Annotated in this window: 12 protein-coding genes; 1 reads left to right on the top strand and 11 read right to left on the bottom strand. The window is 43.5% G+C overall.

What is annotated here, in order from left to right:
- Positions 1–6: 6 nt before the first annotated feature.
- The 11 genes from rnc to IGJ26_RS01460 form a co-directional block, all read right to left on the bottom strand.
- Positions 7–699 carry a ribonuclease III gene (gene rnc / locus IGJ26_RS01510; protein ID WP_005227136.1) on the bottom strand — a complete coding sequence of 231 codons (693 nt, stop codon included), beginning with the start codon at positions 697–699 and terminating at the stop codon, positions 7–9.
- Positions 700–911: 212 nt separating this feature from the next.
- The gene (locus tag IGJ26_RS01505; RefSeq protein WP_016619606.1) at positions 912–2,696 is read right to left on the bottom strand and encodes an oligopeptide ABC transporter substrate-binding protein; all 1,785 of its coding nucleotides are present in this window, start codon (positions 2,694–2,696) and stop codon (positions 912–914) included.
- 16 nt (positions 2,697–2,712) lie between these two features.
- Positions 2,713–3,582, bottom strand: a complete 870-nt coding sequence (locus IGJ26_RS01500) for an ABC transporter permease (protein WP_153883525.1) — start codon at positions 3,580–3,582, stop codon at positions 2,713–2,715.
- Between the two features lie 63 nt (positions 3,583–3,645).
- Positions 3,646–4,602: an oligopeptide ABC transporter permease gene (gene opp4B, locus IGJ26_RS01495; RefSeq protein ID WP_005227132.1), complete on the bottom strand. Its 957-nt coding sequence runs from the start codon at positions 4,600–4,602 to the stop codon at positions 3,646–3,648.
- Positions 4,602–5,546: an ABC transporter ATP-binding protein gene (locus IGJ26_RS01490; RefSeq protein ID WP_005232492.1), complete on the bottom strand. Its 945-nt coding sequence runs from the start codon at positions 5,544–5,546 to the stop codon at positions 4,602–4,604. The genes opp4B and IGJ26_RS01490 overlap by 1 nt, the downstream gene beginning before the upstream one ends.
- Positions 5,547–6,554 carry an ABC transporter ATP-binding protein gene (locus IGJ26_RS01485; RefSeq protein WP_005232494.1) on the bottom strand — a complete coding sequence of 336 codons (1,008 nt, stop codon included), beginning with the start codon at positions 6,552–6,554 and terminating at the stop codon, positions 5,547–5,549.
- Between the two features lie 322 nt (positions 6,555–6,876).
- Positions 6,877–7,119: an acyl carrier protein gene (gene acpP, locus IGJ26_RS01480; RefSeq protein WP_005227129.1), complete on the bottom strand. Its 243-nt coding sequence runs from the start codon at positions 7,117–7,119 to the stop codon at positions 6,877–6,879.
- Between the two features lie 110 nt (positions 7,120–7,229).
- Positions 7,230–8,249, bottom strand: coding sequence for a phosphate acyltransferase PlsX (plsX, locus tag IGJ26_RS01475; protein ID WP_005232496.1), 1,020 nt, complete (start codon positions 8,247–8,249; stop codon positions 7,230–7,232).
- 45 nt (positions 8,250–8,294) lie between these two features.
- A complete protein-coding gene (gene recG / locus IGJ26_RS01470; RefSeq protein WP_254904959.1) occupies positions 8,295–10,361 on the bottom strand; it encodes an ATP-dependent DNA helicase RecG in 2,067 nt (688 codons plus the stop codon).
- 77 nt (positions 10,362–10,438) lie between these two features.
- The gene (locus IGJ26_RS01465) at positions 10,439–12,121 is read right to left on the bottom strand and encodes a DAK2 domain-containing protein (RefSeq protein WP_005232500.1); all 1,683 of its coding nucleotides are present in this window, start codon (positions 12,119–12,121) and stop codon (positions 10,439–10,441) included.
- 46 nt (positions 12,122–12,167) lie between these two features.
- Positions 12,168–12,530 carry an Asp23/Gls24 family envelope stress response protein gene (locus IGJ26_RS01460; protein WP_005227125.1) on the bottom strand — a complete coding sequence of 121 codons (363 nt, stop codon included), beginning with the start codon at positions 12,528–12,530 and terminating at the stop codon, positions 12,168–12,170.
- 266 nt (positions 12,531–12,796) lie between these two features.
- Here IGJ26_RS01460 and rpmB point away from each other — a divergent pair, with 266 nt between their 5' ends.
- Positions 12,797–12,985: a 50S ribosomal protein L28 gene (gene rpmB / locus IGJ26_RS01455; protein WP_005232504.1), complete on the top strand. Its 189-nt coding sequence runs from the start codon at positions 12,797–12,799 to the stop codon at positions 12,983–12,985.
- Positions 12,986–13,064: the final 79 nt, after the last annotated feature.

Below are 13,064 nucleotides of genomic sequence, written 5' to 3'. Positions count from 1 at the left end.
CCTCTCTTACTGTTCAAGATCCGCCAAGGCATTCGCCGCGGCGTCCTGTTCTGATAATTTCTTCGATTTTCCTTGTCCTTTTCCGATCAAGGTATCATCGCAATAGACTTCCGTCCAAAAAATCCGTTCATGGGCGGGGCCTGCTTCTTTGATCAAACGATAGTTGATGGAAACATCGCCGCCACGTTGCAAGACTTCTTGCAAGCGGGTCTTGTGATCCATCTCATGGGAAAAAGCACCTGCTTTTACTTTTGGAAAAACAACTTTCGTCAAAAAGCCGCTGACACTTTCCAGTCCTTGGTCCAAGTATAACGCACCTAAAAAGGCTTCAAATAGATCACAAAGCAAAGAAGGTCGTTTACGACCGCCAGAGTTTTCTTCCCCTTTGCCTAGACGAATGTATTCATCGAATCGGCAATCTTTGGCAAACATGGATAAACTGTCTTCGCGAACGATTGCCGCCCGTAGCTTCGTCAGCTTACCTTCGGGCAGATCTGGCAATTCACGATACAAATACCGTGAAACGATCAACTCTAAGACAGCATCGCCCAAAAACTCTAAACGTTCGTTATCTGACAAGTGCAAGTTGCGGTGCTCATTCACATAAGATGAATGCGTAAACGCTTGTTCAAGCAGATCTACATCATGGAACACAATATCAAACTTTTCTTTTAGTTCTTTCGTTAATTGTGTATTCATTTGTCACATTCCTTCATTAGTTTATCGACACTTCCCTATTATACTGGTTTTTGCCGAATTATGAAATGTTTCCTCCAAATTCTTGGAAAGACCGTAATAAAATTTTATCTACTTATTCTTCTCCTGTATAAAAAAGCCTGTTTTCCTCAGATACCTGCAAAAAAACAAGAAAAAAGACGTCCCAGAAAGGACGCCTTTTCAACAATCATTGATTAACGAGATTCAGCTGTAACTGAAACTGTTGCCCATGTGTTATGGTCTGCATCATATGCCCATGTAAAGTCTTTCACGCGATTTGAAATTGGTAAAACTTCATTACGATAAAGTGTTGGGATTACGAATGCTTCATCTGCAGCATATTCTTGCCATGCATCAAATGCTTCTTTACGTTTTGTTTCGTCAAATGAATCTTTTGAATCGATTGCTTCTAATAGCTTCGTGTTTTCTTCAGATTCAAAACGAGTGTAGTTGAATGCTGAGTTTGGTCCATAAAGGCCAGTTGGAGAAGGATCTGATCCAGTTCCCCATGCACCTTGGTAAACATCAACTTCAGGATCATCATTTTTCAGCTTGTCATAGAATGCTTGGAAGTCAATCAAACGACCAGTTGTGTACTGTACATCAAGGCCGATTTCATTCCATTGTTGAATGTAGTAATCTGCTAATGGTTGTGCTGTTTCGCCACCTGACATTGAAGCAAAGTTGATGGTTAATTTCTCACCATTTTTGTCTTCACGCATGCCATCACCATCGACATCTTTATAACCAGCATCATCAAGTAATTGATTTGCTTTGTCGATGTTTAATGTGTAGCCTTCTACTTCGGTGTTGTGCAATGTACCGAATACTGGTGGGATCAATGTCGTTGCATTTGTACGCAAGCCATTATAGAAACGACTTCCGACAGCATCATTATCTAATGCATAGCCCATTGCTTGACGCAATGATTTATCCGCCATTTTTGAATCAGGATCGTAATTAACTTTTCCTTCTTCATCATTCCAAGTCCCCAATTTAAAGCCGATATAAGTATAGGCTTGTTCAGGACGACCTAAGATTTGGTAGCCATCTGTATCTTTGTAGGTTGGGTACGTATCTGTTGGCATTGACAATGCAATATCATATTGTTTTGCATTCAAAGCTTCTACGATTGAAGAAGTTGGAACAGCTTTAAATGATAATTTATCCATTTTAGGAGCGCCGCCGTAGTAGTACTCATTTGGTACATACTCAACAGATTCTCCCGCAACGATGTTTGACATCACATAAGGACCAAAGACGATTGGATTTTTACGAACAGGATCGCTTGATTCCATATCTTTGACTTCAATTCCTTCAAAGGCGTGTTTTGGTAATGCTGAAGACCAAATACCGCCACCGGCTTGCATCATACCAGGGTGAACTTCTTTGTATTGAATTTTAACGACTTTGTCACTTTCTTTGGTGATACCAGAAATTGTATCAGATTTGCCATCATGGTAATCTTCCATACCAACAATGTTAGTAAAGTTATTATCGTAACGGATACCTGTATAATCTTTATGACCGATTACTTCATAAGAGAAGATCACGTCATCTGCCGTTACATCTTCACCGTCAGACCATTTCAAGTTGTCACGCAATGTGATTGTTGCTGTGTTGTTCTCTTCGTCTAATTCAAGATTAGCCGCACCACCATCAACGATTCGGAAATCGGCGTCTGTTAAGAACAAACTTTCATTACTTGGTTGCATAAATTGGAAATCATAGTTATCTTGATAAAATTCTGTTTGGAACAACCCTTGGAACTGCGTATCCATCACTACTGCAACGTCCAATGTTCCGCCTTCGATTGCATCCTCGTCATTGTTGACTTCTGTTGGCATTGAGCTGATATCTTCTGTTTCTGTCGCTGCATTGCCGCCACCAGAAGAATCGGTTCCGCCGCCGTTGCTGCCACAAGCTGCCAATGCTAACACTGACAAAAGAGTGACCATACCAAAAATATTTTTCTTCATCCTGTATCCTCCTTGTTTATCCTAGTCGTTGACGCGCATCCGCTGAACGCTTAAATGCTTGACCAACGTAATTGATACTCAACATCAAGACTAAAATTAGAATTGATGCGGGTAACCAGATCCACTGTCTGTTGACCAGCACATCACCGCTGCTGGCATATCCGATCAGTGTTCCCAAACTTGGAACATTGGTCGGCAGACCAAAACCTAAGAATGTTAGTGTCGTTTCAATACCGATATTCGCTGCAAAGTTCATTGTTAAGTTGGTGATGATCAATGAGCTAAGGTTCGGCATGATTTCGCGGAACATGATGACAAAGTCATTGGTTCCGAGGGTTTTCGATGCACTAACATAGTCGCGACGGCCTTCTGAAAGGGTCTTACTTCGGAAGAGCCTTGCTTTTCCGACCCAGTAAAAGGCACTCATGACCCATATAAAGGTCCAAACGTTATAACGAGGTACGATCGATACGATAACGATAATGATCAACATGATCGGCAAAATCATAACGAAGTCAACGATACGCATCAAAATGTTATCAATGATGCCGCCGTAGTAACCTGAGATGATCCCTAATCCGACCCCAACGATCGACGTAATGATCGTGATTGAAAAACCAATCAAGATTGAGTTACGCGCACCGATGATCAATTGTCCCCAAACATCACGGCCACCTTCATCCGCCCCTAAAAGGTAGGTGCCGCCGTTTGGCGAAATCGCGCCAGGTACAGCGTATTTATCAAGGATGCTGACACGCATCACTTGTGATTGATCGATAACTGCCGAGCCGATAAACACGAATAATAAAACTGCGACTAACAAAACTAATGAAAAAATCGCCATTTTATCTTTTAAGAATTCGCGAAAAATCATTTTCAATCCCATAGGCGGGATGCTCTCTTGTTTTAGTACTTTTTCTTTCTTTTCAGACACATTTATCCCCTCCTATTACTGGATTCTGATTCTTGGATCGACAATACTCATGATGATATCTGACAGCAGCGTACCGATCAAGGTCGCTAGTCCTAAGATCAATGTCAGTGAAGTGATCACGGCATAGTCCCGTTGGACGATACTATCGATAAACAGTTTTCCGACACCTGGGTAGGCGAAGATTTTCTCAATGACCACAGAACCTGCGATCAATGACGTGATCTCGTAGCCCATTTGTGATGCGATCGGCAACGATGCATTCCGGAAAACGTGACGTGAGAAGACTTTGTTCGTTGGTACCCCTTTTGAACGAGCGGTACGAACGAAATCCAATGATTTCGAATCAATGACTTCACTTCGCAAGTATTGGATCGTCACTGCTGTTCCTAATAATGCAGAAGTGATTGCCGGTAATAGTAGGTGATACAAGCGACTCCAAAACTCAGCCATGCCGCTGACCCCCGGTGCAACGGAACCACCCGTTGGGAACCAAGCCAATCGGTAACCGAAGATGAACAATGCGATCAACGCAAAGATAAACAACGGTACGGCGAAACTGAAGAAGTTGTAAACAACGACGACTTTATCAAGCAATGAATTTTGGTAACGTCCTGCCCACATCCCTAAAGGAATGGCAATCACGTAAGTCAAAATGACCGTCAATAAAGATAACCACAATGTATTGCTGATACGTCCTGCTAATAATGTTGAAACAGGCAATTTAAAGATGAAGCTTTGTCCAAAGTCCCCTTTTAAGGCATTTCCGATCCAACGGAAATACTGGGTATACCATGGGTCATTCAAACCAGCGGCTTCACGCATCCGCTCAATAACAGCTGGATCTTGGTTTGGATTGATCAAACCAGTAAATGGATCCCCAGGCATTGCTTGTGCGATCAAGAAAATCAAGATACTCAAAATAATGACTTGTGGGATCATCAACAACAAACGACGTAGAATTGTTTTCCACATTATTCAGCACCCCCGTTTTTCAATGCGACTTGGTGCGACTCGGTGATTTTACGCAAGTCATACACTCTGCCAGATTCGTCGTAGTAATCTTTTTGATGGGTCACATATTCCAACTCGACCTTGCGGCGGTTTTCTTTGTGAGCATCGCGATTTTTTACGTCGATTTGAGGAATCGCTGATAATAAACGTTTTGTATAGATGTGACGCGGGTCTTGGTAGATATCTTCCCGAGTCCCGATCTCAACGAAGCGGCCTTTGTACATGATGGCGATATTGTCGCACATATGTTTTACGACCCCTAAGTCATGAGAGATAAATAAGAAACTTAAGCCGAATTCTTGCTGGATCCGTTTCATAAAGTTCAGTACCTGTGCTTGCACGGATAAGTCAAGAGCTGAAACCGGCTCATCGGCGACGATCAGTTTTGGATTGGAAGCTACCGCACGGGCAACCCCTAACCGTTGACGTTGTCCGCCAGAGAATTCATGAGGATATTTGTATAGGGCATCTTCTGGCATCCCAACGATATCCAACAAACTTTTCACACGTGTTTTCTCTTCTTGATCGCTTAAGCGTTCAAAGTTGCGCAATGGTTCTGCGATAATGTCCACCACACGTTTTTTAGGATTCAAGCTAGACATTGAATCTTGGAAAATCATTTGGACATCTTTGTTGTAGTTCATTTTCTTGCGGACAGAACGTTTAGTCACGTCTTGCCCATCATAAATGATTTCGCCGCTAGTGATTTTTTCTAACCCAACGATAGCTTTCCCAGTTGTGGATTTACCAGAACCAGACTCACCAACCAATCCGTAGGTTTTTCCTTTTTCAATGACGAAGTCCACACCATCAACGGCGTACACGTGATCCGTGACGCGGTTGAAGAATCCGCTGCGAATAGGATAGTGGACTTTCAGATCTTTGATTGTAATTAATTCTGTCATCTACACTTCTCCTTCTTCGTCTCTAAAATGAAAATGCTTGTAGCATGTGCAACGGACCAAATGATCAGGTGCTACTTCATGCAAGACTGGGTTTGCTTCGTGGTCGCTTTCAGGGATCCAAGGAATCCGTGCAGCAAACCGACAACCAGTCCGAGGCATATTTTTCAAGGAAGGAACCACCCCTTCGATCACATGCAGTTCACTGTCTTGAGAATTTTCTTGAGGGATCGAGTTAAGCAATGAGCGGGTGTATGGATGTTTCGGATTGGCAAACAACTCTTCGGCTGATGCGACTTCCACAAACTGTCCCCCATACATTACGGCTACTCGGTCGGCCATCTCTGCTACGACACCTAAATCGTGGGTGATCAAAATGATCCCCGTTTGCGTTTCTTCTTGCAAATCTTTTAGTAGATCAAGGATCTGTGCTTGGATCGTCACGTCCAACGCTGTCGTTGGCTCATCCGCAATGATGATTGGCGGTTTACAAGCAATCGCGATCGCGATGATGACCCGCTGACGCATCCCACCAGACAATTCATGAGGGTATTGACGTCCTACACGTGGCGGATTTGGAATCCCAACTTGTTCTAATAATTCTAATGCTCGTGCTTGGCGCTGTTCGGCATTCATATCTGTATGATAAGACAAACCTTCTTTGATTTGGTCTTCGATCCGCATCAACGGATTCAGTGCAGACAACGGATCTTGGAAAATCATCCCAATATCATTTCCGCGAATTTTGTTGTATAACGTTTCATTTAAGTTTGACAAGTTTAAATCTTTATATAAGATTTCCCCAGTGATTTTCGTGTTGTTTGGGTCATGTAGCCCCATGATCGTTGTAGCCAACGTACTTTTTCCGCAACCAGATTCTCCTACGATTGCTAAGATCTCATTACGATCCAGTGTAAAAGAAATACCATCTACTGCGTCATAGTAATCGTCTTTGATACGAAAACCTGTGTGAAGGTTTTGAACATCTAGTAATTGATTATCTCTGGACAATCGAATACCCCTCTCTACTTTCTAAGATGTCTTGCGTTTTAATGTAAAAAAGAAGGAACGTGCATTTCATTTCCAAAAGCTTTCTTAACATTGTATAATATATTCTTAATAATTATATAGAAATGCTAACAATAATGCAAGTCCCAGAAAACTTAATACACTGAATTTTCAGAAAATTTACATTACGCTTCCAACGCCGTCATGTCAGGTTTAACGATCGTTTTTTTGATTTCGATTCTAAAGAAAAGCCGCCCAAATCACAGCGGATCAATTATGAGAAAGAAAGAGCTAAGTCATCTAGGACTTAGCTCTTATGTCTGTCTTAAGCAAGATGGCTTGAAATATAATCAACCGCTCCACCGACTGTTTCGATCTGCTCGGCATCTTCATCAGAAATCTCGGTACCAAATTCATCTTCTAGTTCAAGGACGAATTCCATCACACTGATCGAATCAGCGTTCAAGTCGTCTTTAATGCTCATCGTATCCGTTACGTTCTCTGCGTCAATTTCAAAATGATTGGCGATCACGACCGCAACTTTCTTGAATACTTCATCTCGTGTCAACTGGCTTCACCTCCACGCGTTTGCACAAAACATAGAATGGCTAACAAACATTGTACTGCTTTCTATGCTTTTTGTCTAGATTTTTTTGCAATTTCATTACAATGATTGCATTATGATTGCGTTTCGTCTTTTGCAGCCGGCATTTCTTCAAAGTGGGCGACCAATTGTGCCACGACATCTGTTGCTAGCATCGTATGGATCTGCTTGATGGTGTACGCTACCGCTTCTGGTCCTGTCGCACCATGGGTTTTGATGACTGGAGCTTTCAAACCAAACAATACGGCCCCGCCATGTTTCGCATAATCCATTTCATTTTTCACTTTCCGCAATGCATCTTTCAGTAACAATGCGCCTAATTTTCCTTTGGTACCTGAATCAAGAATCGATTGTTTCAACAACGCCATCAAGTTCAAGGCGGTTCCTTCGATCGATTTCAAAACAGCGTTCCCAGTAAAGCCATCTGTCACGACGACGTCAGCTGCACCATCCAGTAATTCCCGGGCTTCGACATTGCCGATAAAGTGGATCGTAGGATCCGCTGACAGCAGTTCAAAGGCTTTTTTCGTTAATTCACTACCTTTGGTTTCTTCCGTTCCGTTATTTAACAAGCCGACCCGTGGTCGATTGATCCCACGAACTTTTTGGGCGTAAAAGGATCCTAAGACGGCATAGTTTGCCAAATGTTCTGGTTTATTGTCGGCATTGGCACCTAGATCCAGCATATCAAAGCCAGCATCTTTGCCGATCACTGGCATTGTGGACATTAATCCTGGACGATCGATTCCTTTGATCCGACCGACGATAAACAAACCAGCCGCTAACAAGGCACCGGTATTTCCAGCTGAAAAAATCGCATCTGCTTCGCCATTTTTCACTGCTTGTGCCGCTAAGACCATTGAAGCGGTTTTTTTCCGTCTGATTGCTTTGACGGGTTCGTCATCACTATTGATTTTTTCATCTGTGTGGATGATAGTGACATTTTTATCATCCGTCATGTATTTTTTGATTTCATTTTCTTTTCCGTAAAGGAGGAATTCAATCTCTGGAAAGTCTTTTTTCGCCAGCATGACTCCTTCTACGATCGCTTTTGGGGCGTTGTCTCCGCCCATTGCATCAACAGCAATCCGCATCTCGCTGCCACTCCCTTCATTTTCCCAATCAGTATAGCATATTCTTTAATCAAAAAATTGTTTGTCTGCTTTTTTTGCTGCCAAATAGTTCGCCAATGCCGAAAATTCTGGCAACAGCTGCCAGCTGTTTTTTTGCCAAAGCTGGGTAGCTTCGACTTGTGCCACTTCTAGAATATGGGCATCCGCGACCAAATCGGCAGCCGCAAACTCTGGCAAGCCCGATTGTCGATTGCCGAAGACTTCTCCTGGCCCCCGCAACTGCAGGTCTTTTTCGCTGACTACAAAGCCGTTGGTGGTTTCTGTCATGATTTTCATTCGTTCGACCCCCGTCTCATTTTTCGGGTTCGCGATCAAAATACAGTAAGAAGCATCGGCGCCGCGTCCTACCCGTCCACGTAATTGGTGGAGCTGGGCTAATCCGAAACGATCAGCATCGATGATCAGCATCACTGTCGCATTGGGAACATTGACCCCTACTTCGATGACCGTCGTGGAAACCAAGATCTGCAGTTGATTTTCTTTGAATGCTTCCATAATAGTGTCTTTTTCTTGATTCTTCATTTTCCCGTGCAACATCCCTACTTGATAGGTTGGGGAAAAATAACTTTGCAGCTGCTCATAAATCTCCGTGGCATTCTTGACATCCAGCATTTCGGATTCTTCGATCAAAGGACAGATGACATACATCTGATGCCCTTGTGCCAATTCTTTTTGCGCCCACTCTAAGATCGATTCAAACTGCGGTGGCCGGACCCAGCGAGTCTCTACAGGAATCCGTCCTGCCGGCATCTCATCGATCACCGAAACATCCATTTCGCCATAAGCCGTGATCGCTAGCGTACGAGGGATCGGCGTGGCGGTCATAAAGAGTACATCAGGCAGATAGCCTTTTTCCCTTAAGACTTTTCGCTGATTGACCCCGAAACGGTGTTGTTCATCGGTGATGACTAAGCCAAGATGTGCAAAGTCTACCCCTTCTTGGATCAGCGCATGGGTCCCAACGATGATGTCGATCTCCCCAGCTGCTAATTGTTCTAAGATGACCCGCCGTTCTTTTGGTTTGGTCGAGCCTGTTAAAAGAGCGGTGGTCACTTCTAAGGGGTCAAAGAGTTGATTCAAGCTCTCTAGGTGCTGTTGGGCCAAAATCTCAGTCGGCACCATCAGTGCGCCCTGAAAGCCAGCCGTCATCGTAGCATAGAGGGCGATCGCCGCAACGACTGTTTTCCCGCTCCCTACATCTCCTTGCAAGAGCCGCTGCATGTGCTGCGGACTTTTCAGGTCATGGCAGATTTCATTGGTCACGCGCTTTTGCGCATTCGTCAATTCAAAGGGCAGTTTACGAGTAAATTCTTTCAAGCGTTGCACATCATAATCGATCGCCAAGCCGTTTTTCTCGGCTTTTTCGCTTTTCTTCAGTCCTTGGATCTGCATTTGGAACAAAAAGAACTCTTCAAAAATCACCCGACGCTTCGCTTGATGGCTCTCTTGGGGATCTTTGGGAAAATGCATTGCAAACATCGCGGATTTTCGATCCAACAACCGATATTTTTCGATCAATGACAAAGGCAAGATCTCCGTGATCTGATCACCAAAATCAAGGAATGCCTGTTTGATCAGTTCGATCAACACACTTTGACGCACGGCTTTATTGACATGATAAATTGGGGCAAAGTCTTCTGCGCTCTTGCTGCCGAGAATTTTCATTCCCGTCAGTCCTTTGCGTTTGGCGTCCCATTTGCCATAGACGGCGATCTCTTCTGAGACCTCTACTTTATCCTTCAAATAAGGCTGATTGAAAAAGGAGACATTAAAGACATCGTGGTCTTGCATCATGCGAAATTGCAACCGACTTTTCTTGTAACCAAAGCGATTGACGACCGGTGGGGAAACGACGATCCCCTTGATCGTTACTTTTTCTTGGTCTTGAATCTCCGCTAATTGCCGTTCTTGAATGTCTTCATAACGAAACGGGTAATACTTTAGCAGGTCTTCGATGGTTTCGATTCCTAAACTCGCCAAGTCTTGGGCGCGTTTTTCTCCGACACCCTTTAATACCGTAAGTGGCTGATTCAGCATAGGTACCCTCCTTTTCCAAAAGTGATTTTGATTCATTGCAGGGGTTCCTGCATTCATAGAAAAAGACGGAGCCAAAAATCATCTACGATTTTTGCCCCCGCCGCCTAATTTGTTTATTCTGCTGAGAAAAGATATGGATAAACCGGCTGATCTCCTTGATGGATCTCTACTTCGATCTCAGGATGCAGTTCAACGATCGCTTCTTCGATTTTCGCTGCTTCTTTGGCTTTGCCTTCTTCACCGATAATGATGGTGACGATCTCAGTATCTTCTGTGATCATTTTTTCTAAGGTAGTCATCGAAGCAGAGAAACGATCGGGAACAGAAACAACGATTTTGCCGTCCACCATTCCTAAGAAGTCGCCTTCTGTGATTTCGATGCCATCAATTGATGTATTACGGATCGCATGGGTCACTGAGCCACTGACAACACTTGCTAAGACATCAGTCATCGCTTGCTGGTTTTCAGCTAGTGTGGATTGCTCGTGGAAGGCTAGCATCGCCGTCATCCCTTGAGAGATCGTCCGTGTTTCAACAACCGCTACTGGAATCTCGGAAACTTCCGCTGCTTGCTGCGCAGCCATAAAGATATTTTTGTTGTTCGGTAATACGATCACTTGATCAGCATTGACTTCATTGATTGCCACCAAAATGTCTTCTGTACTTGGGTTCATCGTTTGGCCACCACTGATGACATAAGAAGCGCCTAGGCTAGTAAACAATTCTTTCAAGCCTTCGCCAGCCGCGATCGCGATGATCGCAAATGGTGTCCGCGGACGTTTTACTGGTGCAGTTTTTGCTTCTTGCTGATCGTGTTCCAAGATCGTTTCATGCTGAAGACGCATGTTATCGACTTTGATTTTCACCAACGAACCGAATTTTTGACCATAATTCATAACTTCGCCGGGATGTTCCGTATGGACATGGACTTTGATGATCTCATCGTCATTGACCACTAATAAGGAATCCCCTAACTCGTTTAAGTAATTACGGAATGTTTCATAATCAAATTCACTATCTACAGTCGGACCTTCACCGATCTTCACCATGATTTCTGTACAATAACCAAAGGTGATGTCTTCTGTCGCTAAGTGCCCTTGAACGCTGCGATGATGTTCGGCATTGACCATTTCGTCCATAGCCGCTGGGGAAGGTTCGAAGATTTCATCGGCTGGGTATTCCCCAGTCAATGCATTTAAGAAGCCTTCATAGATAAACAACAATCCTTGACCGCCGCTATCTACCACGCCGACTTCTTTTAAGACGGGCAATAGATCAGGGGTTTTCGCCAATGAACGTTTTGCGCCGTGAACCACGGCTTTCATCACTTCGATACAATCATCGGTAGTTTGTGCTTTTTTCTCGCCATATTCAGCTGAGATGCGTGCCACAGTCAAGATGGTTCCTTCCACAGGTTTCATGACTGCTTTATAGGCGGTTTCTACTCCATGAGTAAAGGCTTGAGCCAATTCTGGTGCAGTGAGTGTTTCTGCGGTCGGGATAGCTTTAGAAAAACCGCGGAATAATTGAGACAAAATGACGCCGGAATTCCCACGTGCGCCCATCAATAGTCCTTTTGAAAGTGTAGCGGCAAGATCGCCGACGTTTTCTGAAGTCGCATCTGCGACAGCTTTTGCTCCACTGGTCATGGATAGATTCATGTTTGTCCCGGTGTCTCCATCTGGAACAGGAAACACATTCAATGAGTTGACAAACTCTGCATTAACTTGTAGACGAGCCGCGCCTGCCTGCACCATTTCTTGAAACTGACTTGCGCTGATATTCGTTACCTTCACTTAGATAGTCCTCCTTAAAATCATCCGCCATGAACGGATCCCTTGCCTAATCTGGCAGTACACGTACGCCTTGAACAAATACATTTACCGAGTTCGCAGATACACCTAGCATCGTTTCTAAGTTGTATTTCACTTTTTCCTGCACGTTGCGGGAAACTTCGGAAATTTTTGTTCCATAGCTAACAATCGTGTATACATCCACTGCAATGCCGTTTTCTTCTTGGCGGACAACGACACCGCGAGAATAATTTTCTTTTCGTAAAATTTCATTGATGTTATCTTTGATTTGTTTCTTGCTAGCCATACCAACAATGCCGAACACATCTGTTGCTGCGCCTCCGACCACTGTTGCAATGACTTCATTGCTGATTTCAATAATACCTGATGAGGTTTGAATTTTTACAGCCATTTTATAGCCTCCTTCAATGGGCATGACCCATCTTTCTTCTTACATATTTTATCATAGCTGTACCGCAAATAAAAGGATGAGACATATGAAAAGGGGCTTTCTGACCAAACGTCTTGCATTTCGACCTTGTTTAATTTACAATGTTTACTGGGAAAAGTCAATGTTTCTTGAAAATTACTCTTGCTTTTTTCACCTTTCTGTGATAAATTCAGATGGTATGAGCTGAAATAGCGCTCCAACATCAAGGCAAAGGAGGAAATAACCACATGGCTAAAGTTTGTTACTTTACTGGACGTAAAACTGCAAGTGGAAACAATCGTTCTCACGCAATGAATGCGACAAAACGTACTGTGAAACCTAACTTGCAAAAAGTTCGCGTTATGATTGACGGAAAACCTAAAAAAGTTTGGGTGTCAACTCGTGCTTTGAAATCTGGAAAAGTTGAGCGCGTATAATTAGACCTTTTCGGCCGTTCGTTTTGAACGGCTTTTTTTGTACCCTTTTTTCTTTGGTGCGCTTTCACTTAGGTTTTCA

The sequence above is a fragment of the Enterococcus sp. AZ095a genome, assembly GCF_050546735.1.
Classification (GTDB): domain Bacteria; phylum Bacillota; class Bacilli; order Lactobacillales; family Enterococcaceae; genus Enterococcus_D; species Enterococcus_D entomosocium.
This window is presented reverse-complemented; position numbering and strand designations above follow the sequence as displayed.